Source organism: Tenacibaculum sp. SM2510 (assembly GCF_057002845.1).
This window is the reverse complement of sequence record NZ_CP192703.1, coordinates 1,639,970-1,663,174: the sequence shown is the minus strand read 5'-3', so window position 1 is coordinate 1,663,174 and position 23,205 is coordinate 1,639,970. Positions and strand designations below refer to the sequence as shown.

Annotated in this window: 17 protein-coding genes; 9 read left to right on the top strand and 8 right to left on the bottom strand. The window is 31.2% G+C overall.

The window, feature by feature from the left end:
• Positions 1 to 6 precede the first annotated feature (6 nt).
• From sov to ACQ629_RS07470, 6 genes are all read left to right on the top strand, one after another.
• Positions 7 to 7,125, top strand: coding sequence for a T9SS outer membrane translocon Sov/SprA (sov, locus tag ACQ629_RS07495; RefSeq protein WP_483703695.1), 7,119 nt, complete (start codon positions 7 to 9; stop codon positions 7,123 to 7,125).
• 24 nt (positions 7,126 to 7,149) lie between these two features.
• On the top strand, positions 7,150 to 7,530 hold the full coding sequence (gene gcvH, locus ACQ629_RS07490) for a glycine cleavage system protein GcvH (protein ID WP_275315034.1): 381 nt from the start codon (positions 7,150 to 7,152) through the stop codon (positions 7,528 to 7,530).
• A complete protein-coding gene (locus ACQ629_RS07485) occupies positions 7,496 to 7,864 on the top strand; it encodes a VanZ family protein (protein ID WP_483703693.1) in 369 nt (122 codons plus the stop codon). The genes gcvH and ACQ629_RS07485 overlap by 35 nt, the downstream gene beginning before the upstream one ends.
• A 72-nt stretch (positions 7,865 to 7,936) precedes the next feature.
• A complete protein-coding gene (locus ACQ629_RS07480; protein ID WP_483703691.1) occupies positions 7,937 to 8,659 on the top strand; it encodes an energy transducer TonB in 723 nt (240 codons plus the stop codon).
• 109 nt (positions 8,660 to 8,768) lie between these two features.
• A complete protein-coding gene (locus ACQ629_RS07475; RefSeq protein ID WP_483703689.1) occupies positions 8,769 to 9,512 on the top strand; it encodes an energy transducer TonB in 744 nt (247 codons plus the stop codon).
• Positions 9,513 to 9,558: 46 nt separating this feature from the next.
• On the top strand, positions 9,559 to 10,140 hold the full coding sequence (locus ACQ629_RS07470; protein WP_483703687.1) for an acyltransferase: 582 nt from the start codon (positions 9,559 to 9,561) through the stop codon (positions 10,138 to 10,140).
• 58 nt (positions 10,141 to 10,198) lie between these two features.
• Here ACQ629_RS07470 and ACQ629_RS07465 read toward each other — a convergent pair whose 3' ends face one another.
• The 4 genes from ACQ629_RS07465 to ACQ629_RS07450 are packed head-to-tail and all read right to left on the bottom strand — an operon-like array spanning position 10,199 to position 14,302.
• Positions 10,199 to 11,653, bottom strand: coding sequence for an MptA/MptB family glycosyltransferase (locus ACQ629_RS07465; protein ID WP_483703685.1), 1,455 nt, complete (start codon positions 11,651 to 11,653; stop codon positions 10,199 to 10,201).
• Positions 11,653 to 13,143 (bottom strand): cellulose synthase family protein, encoded by a 1,491-nt coding sequence (locus ACQ629_RS07460; RefSeq protein ID WP_483703683.1) that lies wholly within the window; start codon positions 13,141 to 13,143, stop codon positions 11,653 to 11,655. The genes ACQ629_RS07465 and ACQ629_RS07460 overlap by 1 nt, the downstream gene beginning before the upstream one ends.
• Positions 13,143 to 13,835 carry a glycosyltransferase family 2 protein gene (locus tag ACQ629_RS07455; protein WP_483703681.1) on the bottom strand — a complete coding sequence of 231 codons (693 nt, stop codon included), beginning with the start codon at positions 13,833 to 13,835 and terminating at the stop codon, positions 13,143 to 13,145. The genes ACQ629_RS07460 and ACQ629_RS07455 overlap by 1 nt, the downstream gene beginning before the upstream one ends.
• Positions 13,835 to 14,302: a toxin-antitoxin system YwqK family antitoxin gene (locus ACQ629_RS07450; protein WP_483703679.1), complete on the bottom strand. Its 468-nt coding sequence runs from the start codon at positions 14,300 to 14,302 to the stop codon at positions 13,835 to 13,837. The genes ACQ629_RS07455 and ACQ629_RS07450 overlap by 1 nt, the downstream gene beginning before the upstream one ends.
• Positions 14,303 to 14,524: 222 nt before the next feature.
• On the opposite strand from ACQ629_RS07450, the gene ACQ629_RS07445 reads away from it, so the two are divergent.
• Positions 14,525 to 15,418: a hypothetical protein gene (locus ACQ629_RS07445; protein WP_483703677.1), complete on the top strand. Its 894-nt coding sequence runs from the start codon at positions 14,525 to 14,527 to the stop codon at positions 15,416 to 15,418.
• A 20-nt stretch (positions 15,419 to 15,438) separates the two neighbouring features.
• Positions 15,439 to 16,440 (top strand): fasciclin domain-containing protein, encoded by a 1,002-nt coding sequence (locus ACQ629_RS07440; protein ID WP_483703675.1) that lies wholly within the window; start codon positions 15,439 to 15,441, stop codon positions 16,438 to 16,440.
• 590 nt (positions 16,441 to 17,030) lie between these two features.
• On the opposite strand, the gene ACQ629_RS07435 is transcribed toward ACQ629_RS07440, so the two are convergent.
• Both ACQ629_RS07435 and ACQ629_RS07430 read right to left on the bottom strand, forming a co-directional pair.
• The gene (locus tag ACQ629_RS07435) at positions 17,031 to 18,653 is read right to left on the bottom strand and encodes a 4Fe-4S binding protein (protein ID WP_483703673.1); all 1,623 of its coding nucleotides are present in this window, start codon (positions 18,651 to 18,653) and stop codon (positions 17,031 to 17,033) included.
• 4 nt (positions 18,654 to 18,657) lie between these two features.
• Positions 18,658 to 20,001: an NAD(P)/FAD-dependent oxidoreductase gene (locus tag ACQ629_RS07430; protein ID WP_483703671.1), complete on the bottom strand. Its 1,344-nt coding sequence runs from the start codon at positions 19,999 to 20,001 to the stop codon at positions 18,658 to 18,660.
• Between the two features lie 165 nt (positions 20,002 to 20,166).
• On the opposite strand from ACQ629_RS07430, the gene ACQ629_RS07425 reads away from it, so the two are divergent.
• On the top strand, positions 20,167 to 21,162 hold the full coding sequence (locus ACQ629_RS07425) for a glycoside hydrolase family 113 (RefSeq protein WP_483703669.1): 996 nt from the start codon (positions 20,167 to 20,169) through the stop codon (positions 21,160 to 21,162).
• A 171-nt stretch (positions 21,163 to 21,333) separates the two neighbouring features.
• Here ACQ629_RS07425 and ACQ629_RS07420 read toward each other — a convergent pair whose 3' ends face one another.
• Together ACQ629_RS07420 and ACQ629_RS07415 are read right to left on the bottom strand one after the other, a co-directional pair.
• Positions 21,334 to 22,329, bottom strand: coding sequence for an anion permease (locus ACQ629_RS07420; protein ID WP_483703667.1), 996 nt, complete (start codon positions 22,327 to 22,329; stop codon positions 21,334 to 21,336).
• 118 nt (positions 22,330 to 22,447) lie between these two features.
• Positions 22,448 to 23,194 carry a uroporphyrinogen-III synthase gene (locus ACQ629_RS07415; RefSeq protein WP_483703665.1) on the bottom strand — a complete coding sequence of 249 codons (747 nt, stop codon included), beginning with the start codon at positions 23,192 to 23,194 and terminating at the stop codon, positions 22,448 to 22,450.
• Between the last annotated feature and the right edge of the window lie 11 nt (positions 23,195 to 23,205).

Genomic DNA, 23,205 nt, shown 5'->3' with positions numbered 1-23,205 from the left:
GACAGGTTGAAAAAAGCAATTATTAATAGATTACTTACAACACTTACTATACTGGTAAGTGTTGTTTCGTTTTCACAAAATACTCAGAGTAATAAAGGGAATACTATAAAAAAAGACACTGTTATACCGTTAAAATATAATTTTAGTAATAACCAAAACGGAACTCTTTTTTTAAGCAACCCAACAGAGATAACCATAACCTTTGACAAGACGTTAAACAAGTTCATGTTGGTTGAAAAAATAGGCGATTATTATATTGGAACCCCTGTTTTTATGACTCCGGCTGAGTATGATAAATATCGATTAAAAAATGATGTAAAAGATTATTTTAAAGAAAAGGTTGATGCAACAAACTCTAGGAAGAAAGGAAATAAACAAGCTAGAAAAAACTTATTACCTAAGTATTATGTGAACTCTAAGTTTTTCGAATCTGTTTTTGGTGGTAATAGTGTTGAGGTAAATCCAACAGGTCAGGTAAATATAAAACTGGGAGGGATTTATCAAAAAAATGAAAACCCTCAAATATCAATAGAAAATCAAAGCAGCTTTACGTTCGATTTTGATCAACAAATAAGCACAAGTTTACAAGCAAAAGTAGGTAAGCGATTAACAGTAACAGCAAATTACGACACACAATCTACGTTCGATTTTCAGAATATTATCAAATTAGAATATGCGCCTACTGAAGATGATATTATACGAAATATAGAAGCAGGTAATATTAGTATGCCAATTAAAAACTCGTTAATCAACGGGGCACAAGCATTATTTGGTGTAAAAACAGAGTTACAGTTTGGTAAAACATATATAACAGCAGCATTTTCACAACAAAACTCGCAATCTAAAACAGTTATTGCAGAAGGAGGAGCTACTATTGAAGAATTTGAATTAAGAGCATCTGACTACGATAATGATCGCCACTTTTTTTTATCACAATATTTTAGAGAAAGTTATACAGGAGCTTTAACTAATTATCCGTTGGTAAGTAGTCCAGTAAATATTACAAGAGTAGAGGTTTGGATAACCAATAGAACTCAAAATGTTACAGATTATCGCAGTATTGTAGGTCTTGCCGATTTAGGAGAGTCTAATAACGAGAACAAGGTAAATCCAGATGAAGTAAATACTGTTCCCACTCCTATCTCTGCCAACTCTATGATATTGCCATATAACGGGGTTAACAATTTAAATTCATTATTAGCAACAACTACGGGTGGTATTAGAGATGTAGCGACGGTAGATGCGGCTATTAATAATATTATGCCAGCACGCCAGGGGTTTAACTATTCTTATCTTCAAAATGCAAGAAAATTACAAGCAAATGAATTTAGAGTACATCCGCAATTAGGTTTTATATCTTTAAACAGAAGGTTAAATGATGGTGAGGTTTTAGCGGTAGCTTATGAGTATACTGCGGTTGGAGCATCAGGAGGAGAAACTGTATTTAAAGTAGGAGAATTCTCTAATGACGGAGTGGTTGCGCCAGACAACTTAGTGGTAAAACTTTTACGTAGTGAAATTTTGAACACCACAAGAAAAAATACGGTTACGAACGAAGATGAAGCTTTTCCTACATGGCGTTTAATGATGAAAAACGTGTATGCTTTAGGTGCTTTTCCTTTACAACGTGAAGGGTTTCGTTTTGAGCTATTATACCGTGATGACAAAACAGGAACGTTACAAAATACCTTGCAAAATGCAGAAGATGCTAGTTTAAAAGATAAACCATTATTGCGTATTTTAAACTTAGATAAATTAGATCAAAGTGAGTATGCTGTGCCAAACGGAGATGGTTTTTTTGATTATGTAGACGGTATCACCGTAAATTCTGAAAGAGGATACGTGTTATTTCCAGAACCAGAACCTTTTGGGGAAGATTTGAAAGTTAAATTAACGGACTCAAGAGATCAAGATAAATATCTTTTCGAAGAACTGTATTTAACAACAAAAATTCAAGCAAAAAACGAGTATCAAAATAAAGATAAATTCTTTTTAAAAGGGTATTTTAAATCAGAAACAAGTAGAGGTATTTCTTTAGGAGGATTTAATATACCTAGGGGTTCGGTACGTGTAACTGCCGGAGGACGACAGTTAGTTGAAGGTATAGATTATGTGGTAGATTATCAATTAGGTCGTGTGCAAATTTTAGATCCTGGTTTAGAAGCATCAGGGATACCTATTAATGCAACAACAGAAAGTAACACCTTATTTAGTCAGCAACGAAAAACATTTATTGGTATTGATGTAGAGCATCGCTTCTCTGATAAATTTACTATAGGAGGAACTTATTTAAATGTAAGTGAGAAACCAATTACACCAAAAGTGAATTTTGGAGGAGAACCTATTGATAATGTAATGTTAGGTTTTAATTTAGATTATTCTGCAGAGGTTCCTTTTTTAACAAAATTAGCAAACAGGTTACCGTTTGTAGAAACCGAAGTGCCTTCGAATGTATCTGTTAGAGCAGATATGGCTTATTTATTACCCGGTTCGCCAAGCGGAATTAATGTAGACGGAACAGCGACTTCATATTTAGATGATTTTGAAGCTTCGCAAATACCTATTAATTTAAGTTCGCCACAACAATGGTTTTTAGCAAGTACACCAGAATCGCAAGGTTTTGATGGAGGTGCAGGTGATTTATCTTATAATTATAAAAGAGGTAAAATAGCATGGTATAATATTGACCAACTATTTTATGGTAGTGGAAACAGGCCTAATAATATTGATGAAAATGAACTGTCTAGAAACGAAGTTCGTCAGATACGGTACAATGAATTATTTCCAAATACCGATTTAGATATTACACAGCAAAATTTAGTTAGAACATTAGATTTAGCTTATTATCCTTCAGAGAGAGGTCCTTATAATTATAACGAAAACGCAAGTTCAGTCACTCCAGAAGAACGTTGGGGAGGAATTATGCGACCATTAACAACCAATAACTTTGAACAAGCCAATGTAGAATATATTCAATTTTGGTTAATGGATCCTTATGAAAATTACTCTATCACACAGGCAGAAGGATTATCGGCAGGAGTAAACCCACAAGACCCAGGAAATCAAGTCGGAAAATTATTTATAAACTTAGGAAACGTTTCTGAAGATATTTTAAAAGATGGTAGAAAACAATATGAAAATGGTTTACCTGCGGATGGAAATAAAATAGATGGAACGAATGTAAATGCAACCAACTGGGGAAATACGCCAATAAATCCATCAATATTATATGCTTTTGATGCTAGCAACGAAGCTCGTGTAAATCAAGATATTGGTTTAGACGGATTAACCGATGAAGATGAAAGAATAAAGTTCCCTGCGTTTGCATCCTTAGATGATCCTGCCGGAGATAACTTTCAATATTTTAGAGGCGGCGCTATAGAAAACACAAACGCATCTGTTTTATCACGCTATAAAAATTTTAACGGTACTCAAGGTAATTCACCAACAGCAAGTCAATCAAACGAATCTTATCCTACATCATCAACAGCATATCCTGATGTTGAAGATATAAATAAAGATCAAACGATGAACCCTGTAAACAGTTATTTTGAATACGAGGTTTCATTAAATAGAAGCGATTTACAATTAGGTCAAAATAATATTATAGATGTAAAAAACGAGTCAATTACATTAGCAAACGGATCTACAAGAAGTACTACTTGGTATCAATTTAGAATTCCTGTTAGAAATGTAACAGATGCTCAGCGAATAAACGGAATTACCGATTTTAATAGTATTCGTTTTATTAGAATGTTTCTTTCGCAATTTAAAATGCCAGTTGTTTTACGATTCGGAGAGTTAGAATTAGTAAGAGGAGATTGGCGTCGTTATACGAAAACATTACCAAATACTGGCGTGCCTGTGAATTTAGGTAATACAGAACTTAACAATTTTGAGGTAGGGGTTGTAAGTATCGAACAAAATTCGGAAAAATATAAATTACCTCCAGGAATTCAGCGGGAAGAATTACAAGGAACAAACAGAATTCAGCGTCAAAATGAGCAATCAGTAACTCTAAAAGTAACAGATTTAGCGGCAGACGATCTAAGAACTATATATAAAAATATAAGTATAGATATGCGTAGGTATAAAAAACTACGAATGTTTTTACACGCAGAAAAGCCAACTGCGGCTGCTACTCAAGACGGAGATATGGTTGCCATAATTCGTTTAGGAACCGACTTAAATGATAATTATTACGAAATTGAAAAGTCATTAACTTTATCAACCTCTAGAGCAACATCTTTAGATGTTTGGCCTGAAGCAAATAATTTAGAAGTACCATTACAAGAGTTAGCGAACTTAAAACTAGAAAGGCCAATTGGTGTAGGAACGAATATAACAGATGTTTTTTCAGCAACAAGTTCTAATGGTTTAAAAATATCAGTAAAAGGAAACCCGACATTAGCACAAATAAGAACGGTAATGTTGGGTGTTAAAAATGTATCTAATTCAGATAAAACAGTAGAGGTTTGGTTTAATGAATTACGTGCCGTAGGTTTTGATAATAAAGGAGGATGGGCAGCTGTTGTAAATGCAGATGCAAATCTTGCCGATGTAATGGATGTTTCGTTAGCAGGAAGAATGTCTACCATTGGTTTTGGTAGTGTTGAAGATAGAGTGCAACAAAGAAGTATTGAAGAAATTAAACAATATAGCGTTGCAACAAATATTCAGTTAGCAAAAATTTTGATGCCTCAGGATTGGAATATGCAAATACCTATGAGTTATAGTTATGGTGAAGAATTTAGAGATCCTAAATACGATCCTCAGTTTCAGGATGTAGCGTTAGAAGATGCTTTAGATAAAAATCCGAATAGCCAAAATGCACAAGATTATACACGAAGAAAGAGCATTAGTTTTATCAATGTAAAAAAGAATAAAAATCCGAAGAGTAAGAAAATACCAAAGTTTTACGATGTAGAAAATTTTTCGGCCTCGTATGCTCATAATGAAGAATTTCATAAGGACTATAATATCGAGAAATTCGAAAACAAAAATGTAATGGCAGGAGCAAGTTATAATTTTAACTTTAAGCCTTTTGTTATAGAGCCTTTTAAAACATCAAAAAGGTTTAAGAGTAAATACTTACGATTTATAAAAGATCTTAATTTTAATCCAGTACCAAAAACAATAGCACTTAATTCTAGAATTAATAGAAATTATAATTCACAACAATCTAGAAATTTAATTGAAGGATTAACCGCACAGCCAGAATTAACCCAACGTAGATTTATGTTTAATTGGGATTATACGATTGGTTTCGATTTAACAAAATCGTTTCAGCTAAACTTTAATGCTACGAATAATTATATTTACGATAGTTTTGGTGATGATGAAGAGTTAGAAATTTACGATGAATTTTTTACCGTTGGTAGACCGGATAATTACCATCAAAAATTAAATGCAACCTACAAATTACCACTTAGAAAATTGCCCTATTTAAATTTTTTAAGTGCAGACTATGGATATACGGCAGATTTTGACTGGAAAGCTAGTTCGCAAAGTAATTTAGATTTACCAAACGGAGAAAGTGTAAGTTATGTAGATGTTGTTGGTAATATGATTCAAAATGCAAACACACACAACTTAAATACAAATATAGATTTTGGCCGTTTTTATAAGACTTTAAGATTAGATAAACTCTTATTAAAAGGAACTAAAAAGAAAGCGGTTAAAAAAGGAACAGCGACTTTAGGTTCTAAAAAAACTCCTCAAGGAAGATCGAAATTAAAGAAGAATGCTTCTTTTGGTAATAAAGTAATGAAAGGAATGTATGATGTATTAACATCTGTAAAGAGAGCAAAAATTAGCTACTCTCAAAATAACGGAACTTTATTACAGGGGTATAAGCCATCGGTAGGATTTTTAGGAAGAAATAGTTATGATGGCAGTACAGCGCCTTCATTAGGATTTGTATTTGGTAGTCAAACAGATATTTTAAATACAGCTATAGAAAATGGATGGTTGGTTACAAGAACAAGTCAAACTGATGAAAATCAACCATATTATAACAAGAATTATGGTAAAACCAGATTTAAAAAATTAGATTATAATGTTTCAGTAAAACCTTTTAAAAATTTAACTATTGATTTAAGAGGAAATAGAATTCAAACAAGTAATTTAAATCAACAATTAGATATAATTTCTGACGGAAACGGAGGTTTTGAGCAAGACCCCAATATAAAAGCTTTCGAAACAGGTAATTATAGTACCAGTCATTTTATGTTAGGTACTATTTTTACAGATAATGAAGTGTTATATCAAAACTTTTTAGCAAATAGAAGCACAATTGCTAATAGGTTAGCAACAACAGATCAGCCAGTAAGCGGATTTAAAGAGAATGGTCAGCAAGCAATGTTGCCAGCCTTTATTGCAGCATATTCAGGTAATGACGCGAACTCAGTAAGTACAGGTATCTTTAAAAATATACCAATACCAAATTGGACAATGCGTTTTAATGGTTTTATGAAATATAAGTGGTTTAAAAAGACGTTTTCTTCTTTTACATTATCTCATGGATACAAATCGTCTTATACGATAGGTAATTACACTAACAATTTACAGTACGATTCAACAAATTTATCAACAAACACAAATACTTCTGGTAATTATCAACCAGAACTATTACTTTCGTCGGCAACTTTAATAGATGAATTTTCACCATTAATGAAAGTTGATTTTAGATTGAAAAATTCATTTTCATTTAAAGGAGAAGTAAGAAGAGATAGAAGTTTAACATTAAACTTTAATAATAATACCTTAACCGATATTAAAGGAACAGAATATGTGGTAGGTTTTGGTTATAAAATTAGGGATGTTAAATTTGTAACCCGATTTACAGGAAAAAAAGAAACATTAAAAGGAGATATTAATTTAAGAGCCGACGTATCTTTGAGGGATAATTTAACCTTAATACGAAGTGTTGATGAAGAGAATAGTCAAATAACAGGAGGAGAGAAATTATTCGGATTAAAATTTATAGCCGATTATAATTTAAGTAGTAGTTTAACAGCGTCATTTTATTACAACCATCAAACGTTTCAATATGCTGTATCAACTACTTTTCCAAGACAATCTATCAATGCCGGAATAAATATTATATACAACTTAGGAAATTAAAACAAACACAATAAAAATAGTACAATGAACATTCCATCAGAATTAAAATACACGAAAGACCACGAGTGGGTTAAGATAGAAGAAGGTGTAGCTACAATTGGTATTACATCTTTTGCACAAGGAGAGTTAGGTGATATTGTATATGTAGACGTTGATACTTTAGATGAATCTTTAGATATTGAAGAGGTTTTTGGTTCAGTAGAAGCTGTTAAAACAGTGTCTGATCTTTTTATGCCTTTATCAGGAGAAGTAATTGAGTTTAACGAAGCATTAGAAGATGAACCAGAATTAGTAAATTCTGATCCTTATGGTGATGGATGGATGATAAAAGTTAAATTATCAGATGATTCACAAATAGCAAATTTATTAAGTGCTGAAGCGTATCAAGAACTTATTAAAGGGTAATTTAGTTGGAATAGCAATACTAATTGCAATTAGTATTGCTATTCTTAGCTTAGTTAACATTGGAAAGCAACCAGTTCAAATAAATAATTTAGATAAATACGAGCATGCATTTGCTTATTTTGTTTTAACCTTTATTTGTTTGATGGCTTTTAAAAAAACAAAAATCAATGAATTTATTATTGTTTTTTGCTGCTTTATTTACGGCATAATTATTGAGGTTCTTCAAGTTACAGTAACAACATACCGTTCAGGTGATGTTTTAGATATTCTGGCAAATACGACGGGTATTTTAATAGCTTATATTATTTACTTTTTTTTAAAAATAAAAATATAGTTATTTAAAGAATTAGCTTGTAAAAGTTAAAATAATTTAATTAAATTAGCAAACTATTAAAAAATATTTAGGATGGAAATTAAGAAAAATCCAAAGTCAAACTTAGAGAATTATAGTAAACTGTTTATGCAGCTAGGTTTGGTTTTAGCATTATTTATAACATATGTTGCAATTGAGAACAAAACATATGATAAGCAATACGGAGATTTAGGAATGGCTAATATGGCTTCTGAAATCGAAGAAGAAACAATTGAACTTATTGTTGAGCCGCCAAAGCCAAAGCCAAATACACCACCACCACCAGCACCAGAAAAAATTGAAATCGTAGAAGACGAGAAAGAAGTTGAAGAAACGATTATCGAATCTACTGAAACTGATGAGTCTGAGGCTGTAGAAATAGAAGATATTGTAGAAGCAGTAGAGGAAGAAGTTTTCGTAGAAGATGTACCTTTCGCAATTATTGAGGAAGTGCCAATTTATCCAGGATGTACTGGTACAAAAGCGCAGAAAAAAGATTGTCTAAATAAAAATTTAAGAAAACACGTTCAACGTTATTTCGATGCAGAACTAGCAAATGAGTTAGGTTTGTCGCCAGGTAAGAAAAGAATTTATGTTCAATTTAAAATTGATAAAGATGGTTCTATTACAGGTGTAAATGCAAGAGCTCCTCACCCAAGGTTAAAAAAGGAAGCTATTAGAATAGCGAATAAAATTCCTAAAATGAAACCAGGAAGACAAAGAGGTAGACCAGTAAGAGTAGGGTATACATTACCAATTACTTTTAATGTAGAGTAAGTTAATTCACAAAATAAAAATAAAGAAAAGCAATCCAAAATTTGGGTTGCTTTTTTTATTGGCACACTTCTTGGTTTTAACATAGTATTAACTTAAAATATTAAGAGCTATGAAAGAAGAAAAAAAGAATCCAAGAAAACAATTAGAAAAATTTTCATCAATTTTTACTCAATTAGGTTTAGTACTTACATTATTTATAGTTTTTGTTTCGTTAGAGCATGAAACAGAAAAAGATTTAAATGTAGCTATGTTTTCAAATCATGATACGTTAGAAACCGTATTTACATTTTCGCGCCCAGTTGTTATTAAAAAAGTAGAAAAGAGCGTAAAGAGAACAGAAAAGAAACAGGTTGTTAAAACAATTGCTCCACCAAAAATTGTAAAAAATACAGAGAAGGTTGTTGAAACATTAATAAAAATACCAGTTGATGATAAATCAGAGATAGCTGTAGTTCCTGAAAACAAAGCTCCAACAGTAATTCCTTCAGTTGAAAATACGATGTCTATAAATAATGTTCAAAACAGACCAGTTTTTAAAGGATGTGAAGGTTTATCTGAAGAAGAAAATAAAAAATGTTTTGAGAATAAGATTCAACAACATGTTCAGCGTTATTTTAATGTAGATTTAGCGCAAGACTTAGGCTTAAGATCGGGGAAGTATAAAATATTTACGCAGTTTATAATTGATAAATCAGGAACTATATCTAATGTGAAAATTAGAGCTCCACATAAACGATTAGAAAAAGAAACAAATAAAGTAGTACATAAAATTCCAAAATTTACACCAGGAAAACAAAATAACACGCCTGTTAAGGTAAAATATACTTTACCTATTACATTTAAAGTAGAATAAAGTTAAAAACTCAACTATTTAGGTTGAGTTTTTTATTTTTGTTAGTATGAATACAACTAAAAAATTCTTTGCACACGAAACAGCTGTAATAGATGATAACTGTAATATAGGTGCAGAAACCAAAATTTGGCATTTTAGTCACATAATGCCAAATTGTAAGATTGGTAATAATTGTAATATCGGGCAAAATGTGGTGATTTCACCAAAGGTAATTTTAGGAAACAATGTAAAAGTTCAGAATAATGTATCTATCTATACAGGAGTTATTTGTGAAGATGATGTTTTCTTAGGGCCATCAATGGTTTTTACAAATGTTATTAACCCTAGAAGTGCCATTAAAAGACAAGACCAATATTTAAAAACTATTGTTAAAAAAGGGGCTAGTATTGGCGCTAACGCAACAATAATTTGTGGCAATGATATTGGTGAATATGCATTTGTTGGGGCAGGAGCTGTAGTTACAAAGAAAATACTACCTTATGCATTAGTTGTTGGTAATCCTTCAAAACAAATTGGCTGGGTTAGTGAATACGGGCATCGATTAGAATTTAATGATAAAGGTGATGCTATATGTATAGAAAGTAAACAGCAATATAAGCTGATAAACAATAAAGTGGAAAGAATGTAACTTAGAGGTAATAAAAAGGTTAATTTTTTTTAAAAAGAACTTGTTTAAAAGAAAGAACTTATCTATATTTGATTAGTGGCTTTAAAACCACTACTTTTTCTTTTTCATAGCAATTTTCCCACTCAATTTTTTGAGTGGGTTTTTTTATGAATAATTCCCAGCACAAAAAAGCATATACAATAAGATATTCTAAAGCAACAAACCAAAGGTTTTCTTTCCAAGGTTGATTTGCGTATGCTTGATAACTAAAAATAATTACGACACTCCAAACCAACGGAAATCGATATTTTGTAAATAGTGATAACACTAAAAGAGTAGCAATATACCAAGGATGCATTGTCGTTGCTGTAAAATAATAAAAAGACAGGCCAAATAGCATCGCTGTAGCCAGTTGTGTGAAGGATTTGTTGTTTCTGATAAAAGTAATCGTAATTAAAAATAAAATGGTTAAAAACGGCATTATTTTACCGATTACAGCAATTTCATTATAGCCTCTAAATAAATAGCCAATTTCTCTAGCGATGTAGTAAAAACTTGCATTAAATTCGAAATTTCGGAACCATAACCCAACCGAATTCGAATAGTTAGCAACTAATTCTGAAGAGTAAAAAGGAAGAAATAATAAAAGTGTAAAAGTTATTATTAATATATAAAAACTGCTTAGTTTTAGTAATTCCTTCGGATGAAACTTAAAACCAATCCATGTAATCAAAACGTTGTTATTTGTATGCAAAGGTTTTGTAAACCATTGCAAAAATAACGGTAAAAATAGTAAAGGAACTAATTTTACAGAAACTGAACAGGCTACTAATATTGCAGCTAAAACCCACTTTCGTTGTTGTAACTTGTACAAACTCCACACTAAAAAGAATAACATTACAGGTTCGAAATGTAAGTTACCGGTCATTTCAATAATTATAAACGGATTTAAAACATATAAAAAGATATTCTGAATTGGTAAATTAAGTTTTTCTAGTAGTTTTTTTCCGAAGTAAAGTATTCCTACATCAGCCAAAATTATAATAACACGCATTATAAGTACACTACCTAAAATACTTTTCTTAGCAAAAATAGCTGCAATTAAAAAACACAACTGATTTATGGGCGGATAATTGGTATAATGACTTCCGTTCATTGTACCCATTCCTTTGTATAAATCTACAGCTTGGTTTATAGGATATGTTTGCTGTTCTATAAATGTTTTAGGTAATGATAAATACGGATTTAATCCTTCTAAAATCATTCTACCATCCCAAATAAAACGATAAAAATCTTGCGATAAATTTGGCGTAGCAACAAGAAAAATCAATCGAAATAAAATTGAAAGACTAGCTAAAACTATAAAGTTATTTTGATTGTTCTTCCATAAAAAGGAGGTGATCAAAAACAAAGAAAACCACAAAAAAAGTAAATTCGAAAATTCAGTTCTTTCTAAAAAATAAGCAAAGAAAAAATAAAGAATACTACCAATAAAAGTTAGTAGTAACGAGCTGTATTTTTTCCAGAAAAGCATTAGGCTTTAGAAAAAAGTGATTTAAAGAAAACGTATCCAAATCCGATTGTTAACATTAAATGAAAAGGAAATAAACCAAAATCTCCACCTTGGTTACCAACAATAAAAGCACTGTACATTCCGAAGATAAAATACAACGTTAATAGCCCTTCAATAATAACATTTAAAGAAACCTTTGTTCTTACGTATTTGTTGTTTTTCCACCCATCTTTAATACTTTTAATATTAAATTTTGGTGTACGAACAAATTCACTTTTTTTACCAAAATGACCTTCTAAAACAGCAATAGTATTGTGTAAAGAAAAGCCCATAACAATGGTGAAAAATGTAAAGAATGCACCGATATATTTAATGAAGTTTTTAAATCCGCTACCATTCGTTTTTTTATACATAAACCAATAACAAATAAAAAATATGATAGAGCTTAAAACGAAAAAACTCATCACGTAAAAGAAGGGTCTTAAATGGGTGTATTCATTTTTGATATACAACATCGGAATACTTAAAATAGCAACTAAAAAAATACACGTAAACATAGAGCTGTTTAGTAAGTGTAAAAGTCCGTGAATTTTAGTTTTTGTCGAAACGTTTTTATTTAAAATAATACGTTTTCCCATTTTCTGAAAATTCTCTGCGCCACCTTTATTCCAACGAAATTGTTGGGTTCTTGCAGCGCTTATAACAACGGGTAATTCTGCAGGAGTTTCAACATGCTCTAAATATTTGAACTTCCAGTTTTTAAGCTGTGCCCTATAACTTAAATCAATATCTTCGGTTAAGGTATCTCCTTCCCAGTTTCCGGCATCTAAAATACATTCTTTACGCCATGCACCAGCTGTTCCGTTAAAATTGATGAAATGGCCTTTACTATTTCGACCAACTTGCTCTAATGTGAAATGGGCATCTAAGGCAAATGCTTGAATTTTAGTTAAGGTTGAGTAGTTTCTATTAATATGTCCCCAGCGAGTTTGTACTACGCCAATTTCAGGGTTTTTAAAATACGGAATTGTTTGTTCTAACCAATCTTCTTGTGGTAAAAAATCAGCATCAAAAATAACAATGAATTCTCCTTTAGCAATTGCTAAACCTTCTTTTAAAGCTCCTGCTTTAAATCCTTGTCGATTTTCTCTTCGGATATGTACAATGTCTAATCCAGTTTCTTGAAGTTGAGCGATATGCTTAGCAGTAGAAATTATCGATTCATCGGTAGAATCATCTAAAACCTGAATTTCTAATTTTTCATTCGGATATTTAATTTTTGCAATGTTGGTTAACAAACGCTCCATTACATATAACTCATTAAATACAGGTAATTGAATGGTTACAAAAGGAATTTCTGCTGATTTAGAGAAATCGAATTTAGGAGAGTTATCTTCTTTTTTTTGAGCTTTTAAATAATTAAACAATAAGTTTAATTGCGCCAAAGCATACATAAAAATTAAAATTAACGAAATAGCATAAACTACTATTATAATATACTCTACAACCATTATTTAAAACTGTATTTAAATATCCAACTTAATATTTTAACGCCCGCAAATATACTACCTTTTATAGTACCTGAAACTTTAGATACACCTATTCTGTTTCTGTATTTCATAGGGATTTCAGTATAGGTAAATTTCTGTTTCAATGCTTTTAATTGCATTTCTACCGTCCAACCATATGTTTTATCTTCCATATTTAAGGCTAATAGTTTGTCGTATTTAATAGCTCTAAACGGACCTAAATCTGTAAATTTTGCTCCGAAAAACAAAGACATTAAGAAGGTAGCTAGCCAGTTGCCAAATATTTGCTGAGGAGTCATAGAGCCATTTTCTCTTAATTCTTTTACACGCGACCCGATTACAAAATCGATATTATCGTTTATAATAGAGTTAATTAACTCGGTTAATTGCTCAGGGTAATCAGAATAATCACCATCTAAAAAAACAATAATATCGGGTTTACTCTTTTGCTCAGCAATATAATCCATCCCTTTTAGGCAAGCATAGCCATAGCCTTTTCGGTTTTCTTTTAAAACAGTTGCTCCTGCATTTTTCGCGTTTTTCTCTGTTGCGTCTGTAGAGTTGTTGCTAATAACAATTATTTCATCTACAATTGATGGAATATCATTAATAACATTTGCTATTGAATCTTGCTCGTTGTAAGCAGGGATAATAACTTTAATTGATTGCTTCATTAAAATTTTATATTTGGATTATCCTTCTTAAATATTAAATAAGAAGTCCATTCTCCAGTTTTTTCATTTTCAGAATAACGTTCTGCTTTTTCAAGAAGATTATTTTTGTAAACCAATGCATAACCATCTTTGATACCGTTTCTGTACTGAATTTTTTTCTTTCCTTTATTAGTATAAAAGACCCACCAATTGTTAGCGTTATCATTTGTAAAAGCGCCTTCTTTTAATAGCATCTCATTTTCGTTGTAAAAGTACCAATATCCAGTTTTTTTATCATGATTATAATGACCTTTTTTTGAAACATTACCGTTTGGGTGGTAAAAAGTCCAAAAATCTACCTTTTGATTATTTAGTATCCAACCTTGCGATTGTAAATTTTCTTGAGCATCAAAAATTCGAACAAATTCTTTTTCTTCTTGTGCTAAGGTTATAACTAAAAAAAGAGATAAGGCATATTTAAGAATCATAAAATGTAGTTTTTATATGTTGCTTTGTATTGATTTAAAATTAGATAGTCGAATAGCTAACCGTTAATTAACAAATTACTTTATTTTTTAATTGAGTAACTTATTCTCGTACCTATTATATGTACGTAATTTTTAAAATTAAAGTTTTTTAAAAAAAAAGAAAACCATGATTACTTTTTTTTCGTATATATTGATGTCACTAACACATAAAACAAAATAATTATGACAATTAAAAAAAATGATAGAGTTATAACACTTGCAGTAGTATGCATGTTGTTAACCACTTTTTGTATGGCTCAGAGCCCAGTAAGTGGATTTATGAAGAAAAAAGGAGAAGGCGCATTAGTTTTATCTTATTCTCACGAGTCTTATGACAAGGTTTTTTTAGTGCCTAATGAGGCTGATGGAGTACCAGTATTTAATGATGTAACTACAACAAGTATTTCTTTTTATGGAGAAATTGGTGTTACAGATAAATTTAATATTGTATTAAATGTTCCTTATGTTAAGTCAGAAGGTAATGCGAGTAGTGCTGAATTAGAAAATAATGGTTTTGAAAATGAAAGAAAGGGATTGCAAGATTTAAAAATTTATGCAAAGTATAAATTCCATACTATCGATTTCGAAAAAAGTTCATTAGATTTTATTGGGTCGGTAGGTGTAGAAACTCCAATAGGTGATTACAGCGCAAATGAAGGGTTACAATCTATTATAGCAATAGGTAATGAGTCATTTAGATTTAGTGCTTTAGGAATCGCAACTTTTAAAATGAACTCAGGAGTTTTTGTAACAGGTCAGGCTGGTTATAGCTTTAGAGCTAGTAATGTGCCAAATGCTTTAATAACTGAATTAAAGTTAGGGTATGCAGCATCAAAATTTTATGTAGATGCATTTGTTGCTAATCAATTATCAGATAAAGAAGGGGTAGATATTTTAGGAGAAGGCTTTGTAGGTTTTTTCCCTGCAACACGTGTAAATTATACAAGAGTAGGTGTTAATGGTTACGCTCCATTATATGGCGGTGTAGGTTTAACAGCAGGAGTTAATAGCTATGTTAGTGGTCGAAATATTGGAAAATCTACTGGTTTTTATGGTGGATTAGTTTACTCATTTTAATAAATAAAAGAAATACAATTATGAAAAATTTATCTATTTTTAAATATATACTAGTGTCAGCTATTGCCATTGGTACATTAAGTTCATGTGAATCATCATCTAATTATGAAGATATAACACCGTCAATTGCTAATATAGCAGTAACAAACTCAGCTTTTAGTACTTTAGAATCTGCGGCTGTTGCAGGAGGTGTTGCAGGAGTGTTAAGTAATTCTAACCCTAATGATCCTTCAGGAGATTATACTGTTTTTGCACCAACTAACGATGCTTTTGCAAGGTTAGGTTTAAATAGTGAAACTTTAGGAGTTCTTCAAAAATCGTTTTTAACGAATACATTATTATACCACGTTTCTAACGGTAACTTATTAGGTGCCGAAATTTCAGACGGTGTTTCATCAACATCAGCTCTTGGTGTTGATAGACGTTTTGTTTCTCGTGATGGTGACACCTATATTAATGGGTCTAAAATATTAGCAACCGATATTTCAGCAAGTAATGGTACTGTTCATGTAATTGATAAGGTTATGATTGCCTCAGGTGCAGATATCGTACAAACAGCTTTAGCGCTTCAAAGTGCTCAGGTTTTTACATCACCAGAATTAACTTATTTAGTTGAGGCTGTAGTTTATACGGATTTAGTTGGAGCACTTTCAGCTTCAGAAGGTAGCTCTTCATTTACAGTATTTGCTCCTACAGATCAAGCTTTTGTTGACTTAGGTACTGCATTAGGGTTAAGCTTTACAAAACCATCTGATATTCGTCAATTACCAGTAGATGTTGTAACGTCTGTACTTTTAAATCATGTAATAGCAAACGATGGTAAATTTACTTCTGAGTTAAATCAAGGAGAAGTTACTCCGCTTGGTGGAGACGCATTAACTTTAGGCGCTTTTACTGATGGTATGCTTACAGTTACTGGAGCAGGAAATGGTGCTGATGCAGCAAATATGGTTATTCCAGATGTACAAACTACAAACGGAATAGTTCACGTAATCGATAGAGTATTATTACCAAATTTATAAAAACATGTGAGTGTTAGTTAATTTGATATTTAAAGCCACAGATTTATTCTGTGGCTTTATTTTTTTGATAAAAACGAATTCCAATCGATTATAATAAATGTTTTAAAAAGTAAGGTGTTTATAGAAATAGGACTGTTACTATTAAGGACAAGTAATTACCTTAAGAAGGATATATAAATATCAGAATCAACTCAAACTATAAGTAGTATGCCTCTCAATATATTGCTCAGTTGTATTGATATAATTACTTCTCCAAACAGACCACTTCATAAAACCTTGTGACTTTAGGGTTAAGGTTTAATCTTTATTATGTAGTTAAATACTTAATTGTAAAAGCTGTTTTTAGAGATGTTATAATTTATATTTAGGATAAAAGTATATCCCCTAAACTTATGTCCGAACAATTACTCTTTAACAGTTATTAGAACATCATTTATATAAAATATTCAATCTATAACTTGTTGGGGAAAACTAATTTGTAAAGAGCAATACATTTTTTAGTCCTTATGAGTATACTCATAAGGACTAAAAAATGTATTGCTTTATGCTTAACGAAAGTGTCGGCTAGTTTAATTAATTAAAGCGAAATGTTATTTTTTGTTTACCAATTCCATTAAATCAACATCATTCCCTAACAATACATCCGTAGGGTTTATTCTTCCTTCTTCTGGTCCGTTTTCTAACTTTAAAACTCCTCTAGGGCAAACAGCAGAACAAATACCACAACCAACACAGCTAGATCGTACAATGTTTTCTCCTTTTTGAGCATAAGCCCTTACGTCAATTCCTTGTTCGCAATACGTAGAACAGTTTCCACAAGAAATACATTGACCCCCGTTTGTTGTAATTCTAAAACGAGATTTAAAACGTTGTATAAAACCTAAATATGCTGCTAATGGACAACCAAAACGACACCAAACTCTATTACCAAAAATCGGATAAAATCCAGTTCCAATCACACCCGCAAAAATGGCACCTATAAGGAAACCATAAATATCTTGAATTGTTTGTGTTTTAATACCTAAAACTTGGTCTGCACCATAAAAGAAGGTGTATAAAGCAAAACCTGTCATTACTAAAACAAAAATAAGTACAGCGTGAATTACAATACGTTCTACTCTCCAAGAAAGCAATGTTTTACTAGAAAGTTGTCTGTAGGGATCTCCTAAAGTTTCAGCTAAACCACCACAACCACATACCCAAGAACAATACCATCTTTTTCCGAAGAAATATACCATTACTGGCACCACTACAATAGTTAAAACAATTCCCCATACTAAAATAAATAAACCAAAACCGCCACTAGAAAGTAGTTCATCTAAGTTCCATTTAAAAAAGAAATCATAATCTAAAGGAAAGGCATTTTTAAAATCATACCAAGGTTTTTCGAAACGAACTAAAATCTCAGGAATTAAAAAAGCAAATACAATTTGAAAGAATAAAACAGAGGTTGTTCTTAAAATTTGATATTTATTATGGCGGTATTTTATGTACATTCTTACTGCCATAACGGTCATAACTACGCAATACAAGAAACCATATAAAAACCATTGGCTTGCTGGGTTATTACTAATAGATTGGCTAATAGGGTCGACTAAATACACCCAGTTTACAATAAAATCTGGATAAAAATAAAGCAGTATATAAAAAGTAACCAAAAAGATAAAAGCAAACCAACCTATCCAACCACGATTTGTAGCTGCATTTAAAAATATTCCATTGTTTTTTATCCCTGGTTTTCCTAATAAAACAACATCAGGAACTATAAATAGTAACGCTCCAAGAATACCCAAACCAAAAGTTAAAAACCATGCTAGGCCTGTGTTTTCAACAGCAAAGCCTTTACCTGATTTTTTAGCAAGCGTAAAACTTAAGCTATGCGGTTTTCCTGAGATTTTATATTGAAATTGTGCTCCTTTTTTGTCCCAATTCTTTTCAGCGTCATATTTTGCTATAAGGGCATCGTAATACTTATTAGAATTTTCATATGCTTGTATAACGCGGCTCGAGAACTGAAAGATGTTTAAATCTTCTGAGGTTACAACGGCCTTTGTTAGTTCCTCATTTATAACGGTGCTTTTATAATTTTGTTCTTTTAGAAAAGCATCTAATTCTCCTTTTTTTAAACTGAAAGAACCTGTGAAAATAGTTCCTATAAAGATGGTTAATCCTACTAAAAAAATGATTAAACCTGATTGTTTTACTATTTTCATATTTTTATGCTTTACTAAAAATTCGTTTCCAACTTTTCTTTTTCAGCTGAATATTAGTGTTGTTTTCTTTGTTGAACTTGGCAATTATTGCTGGTTCGTGTAGTTTATAAAATTCAGGATCGAAATTAGCATCAGCCAAATGTTCTAATACATATTCTACCGACCGTTTTTCGCTTAAAATTTTATCAAAAAATTCGTGACGCATTCTAATACCAAAGTTATTTATACCGATAAATCTGTGTGTATTTTTATCATAATTTATATGAATACATTTTTTGCCATCTTCATGCTCCCAATAAAAACGCGCTTCATTTTCTTTTGGCTGCGCCCAAACCCAACCATATGTTTGGTACTCTATATCTATAAATTTAGCAGAGTTAAACCAGTGTCCTGGTTTATAGGCTGTTTTATTACCACAAATAGTTTGGGCTACTGTTTCACCCATCATTCTTCCGGTGTACCAAACAGCTTCTATTGCTCTTCGTTGATCAATTGCTTCGTGTTGTTCTGCGCAATCGCCAATAGCATATATATCTTTAATGTTTGTTTCTAAAAAACGGTTTACTTTTACGCCCTTATTAATTTCTATCTCAGAAGATTTTAAAAAATCGACGTTAGGTGAAACTCCTGCAGTTAAACCAACAACATTACATTCAATTTCTTCATTAGTTTCTGCAATTATAATCGATTTTACGTGTCCGTTTTCATCAGATTTAATTTCCTTTAAGTTAACACCTAAGCGTAAATCTATATGATTGTCTAAAATTTCTTTATTAATCATTGCTGATTCTTCCGCAGGTAAAACACCGTTCCAAAAACTCTTTTCACGAACTAAAAATGTTACAGGTATATTTCTACTATGTAACATTTCGGCAAGCTCTATGCCAATTAACCCACCACCAACAATTACAGCTCTTTTACATGCTTTATTATCGGGAGCATATTTTTCAAGTTTCTCTAAATCTTGTTTGTGATACATTCCCATAACACCGTCTAAATCTTGTCCTGGCCAGCCAAATTTATTAGGTTTAGAGCCTGTGGCTATAATTAGCTTGTCATAAGAAAGTTTTCCGCCGTCTTTAAATTCTAACTCATTATTCTCTGAATTTATATTTGTAACAAAGCCTTTTTTAAGTTCAATGCTGTTTTTTTTCCAAAACCAAGGTTCATAAGGTTGCGTATGCTCAAATTTCATATGGCCCATGTATACATACATTAAAGCAGTTCTAGAAAAAAAGTAAGCTGATTCAGAAGAGACAATAGTAATTTTTTTATCTGATAATTTTCTAATGTGTCTTGCGGCCGTAACACCAGAAATTCCATTACCAATAATAACAACGTGTTCCATAAAAGTTGATTTGAAGTTTGGTCGTTGATAAAGTTAATAACTTAATGATGTAAATTAATTTAGAATGACTTTAAATATTGAAAAAAACCTAAATTTGCTATAGAAAAAGGTAAATAAGCTACTTGTCAAATCTTCATTGTTTTAAAAAACAGTAATTTAGGCGTCATGAAAATAACTAAACTTTTTTTAATATGTCTTTTATGTTTGTCTTGTAAAAGCCAAACAAAAAAAATAAACGGGCTTAGTTTTGTAGCATCACCAGAAAAAATTAATAAAGAACATGTTGCTCCTGTTTTAAAGGTGTCAGCAAATTACGTTGCCTTAATGCCTTTTGGGTTTATTAAAAATTTATCTTCTCCAAAAATAACTCACAATACAAACAGACAATGGTTTGGGGAAACTAATAAAGGAGTTATTCAGTATGCGAAGGAGTTTGAAAAAAAGAATGTTAAATTCATGATAAAACCCCAAATATGGGTTTGGAAAGGTGAGTTTACAGGGGATATAAAAATGGAAACTGAAGAGAATTGGAGAGTTTTGGAAAATTCATATTCAGAATTTATTTTAATGTATGCAAAAACAGCACAAAATTTAAAAGCAACCATTTTTTGTATAGGTACGGAATTAGGTAGTTTTGTTAGACACAGACCAGTTTTTTGGGAGGAGTTAATTAAAAAAATCAGAAAAATATATAAAGGTGAACTTACCTATGCTGCAAACTGGGATGAATATAAAAACATTTCATTTTGGGCTCAATTAGATTATATAGGTATTGATGCTTACTTTCCTTTAACAGATAAGAGATCTGCAACCACACAAGAGTTTGAGGATGGTTGGCAAATTCATAAAAAAGAAATTATAAAAGTTAGAGAACAAGTTAATAAACCTGTTTTATTTACAGAATATGGGTATAGAAGTGTTGATTATAACGGAAAAAAACCATGGGAATCTAATAGGGTAGTAGAAAAAGTAAATTTAGAAGCTCAGAAGAATGCATTAAAAGCCATTTATAATCAATTTTGGAAGGAAGATTGGTTTGCGGGAGGATTTGTTTGGAAATGGTTTCATAAACACAATGAAGTAGGCGGAGAAAAGAATAATAGGTTTACACCTCAAAACAAACCTGCAGAAAGATTACTAAAAAAATTATATACTCAATAAATTACAAGTAAAAGAGTTGCTTTTTACTTTAAGAATTATATGTCTTATCCCTAGTTTTTCTATATGTAAATGGGTTCTTACGCGAAGGAAAAACTATTTAAAGGCATCAAAGCATTAAAAATTATCATTAATCTGTAAAATAGTTTTCCGTTTTTTGTGATCTAGCTATTTTTAGGTGATTATTTCTAAAGCTTTAAAAATAATAGCACTTATAAAGGCCGCAATAGGCAGAGTTAGTACCCAAGATAAAATGATTTTCCCAATTACTTTATAATTCGCTTTTTTGGTTATTGTACCGATTCCAAATAAAGAACCCACAGAAACATGTGTTGTTGAAACAGGTAAACCGTGAACACTTGCGGTCGTTACTAATAAGCCCGTAATCATATTGGCCGTAAATCCTTGACTTGAATTCATTTTAGTAATTTTTTTACTCATTGTTTCTCCTACTTTTTTTGCATTTAATAAGCCTCCTAAGGCCATTATAATAGCTATAGAAATCATGCTCCACTTAATGTCAATAGTATTAATAATAATTAATAAACCAACAATTTTTGGAGTGTCATTTAATCCCCTGGCAAAACTTACAACACCTGAACTTAAATAGTGTAAGAAATCTAAAATCTTAGAGAATTTAATGCTAAATATAGTTGGATTTTCTTTGCTTAAAGAGGGTGTTTTTTTTCGTAAAAATTTAAATATTAGATAGGTAAGCAGACTTAAAACTGCAGCCATAAGTGGACTTACAATTAAAGGTATTAAAAAAGTATTACCAAGTTTATAAAAATTAAATTCAGCGCCAACAGCCATAACACCAGCGCCAAATAATGCGCCAACTAAACTGTGGGTAGTTGAAATAGGCATGCCTATTTTGGTTGCTGAAAAAACTGTTAGAGCAGCGCCAAGTGCAATAGAAATTGCAAAAATAGGGGTTTGTATTAATTCATTAGGAACTAAACCTTTTCCTGAAAAATTTTTAACCAGCTCTTTCGCTAAAAAAATAGCTGCAACAGATCCTGAAAAAGTAGTAATAGTAGCCCAATTAATTGCTTTTTTATAATTAGTAATGCCAGAACCGAATAAGGTTGCAACACCTTTAAAATTATCATTGGCTCCATTACTATATGCTAAAAAACAAGCTGCAATAAATAGGAGTAATAAAATCATAGCGTTAAGTTTTAAATATTTTCATTTAGACGAGTAACTTGTTTTGTGCTTACGATTGTAAATAAAAAAACCCATTAAAGTTAACTTTAATGGGTTTTTTTATTTGAATAAAGAGTGATTACTTTTTATTTATGTCTTTAATATATTTATCTAAAGCCATTGTCATTGAAGGTGTTTCTGGTGTTGGTGCCGCGATATCTACACGTAAACCTCTATCTTCAACAGCTTTTATTGTTGTATTACCAAAAACGGCTATTCTTGTTTCGTTTTGCTTAAAGTCAGGAAAGTTTTCAAATAAACTATCAATTCCAGAAGGACTGAAAAACACTAAAATATCATAAAAAACATCTTCTAAGTCTGATAAATCACTAACAACAGTTCTGTATAAATCTGCACGTTTCCAATCTACCCCTAATTTATCTAATTCTTCAGGAATTAATGGCTTTAACTTATCAGAAGAAGGAAGTAAGAATTTCTCATCCTTATGTTTTTTTATTAATTTAGTTAGTTCAGGGAAAGTTCGAGTACCAACATAAATTTTACGTTTTCTATACACAACATATTTCTGTAAATAATAGGCAACAGCCTCTGATTGACAAAAGTATTTCATAGAATCAGGAACTGTAAAACGCATTTCTTCAGCAATTCTAAAAAAATGATCTACAGCATTTCTACTTGTTAAAATAATTGCAGTATAGTTGTTTAAGTCAATTTTCTGAGATCTAACTTCTTTTCCATCAATACCTTCAACATGAATAAAAGAGCGAAAATCAATTTTCACTTTTTGTTTTTCAGCTAAATCAAAGTAAGGAGACGTTTCCGTCTTAGGAGCAGGTTGAGAGACTAAAATAGTTTTCACTTTCATATATTTTTCTC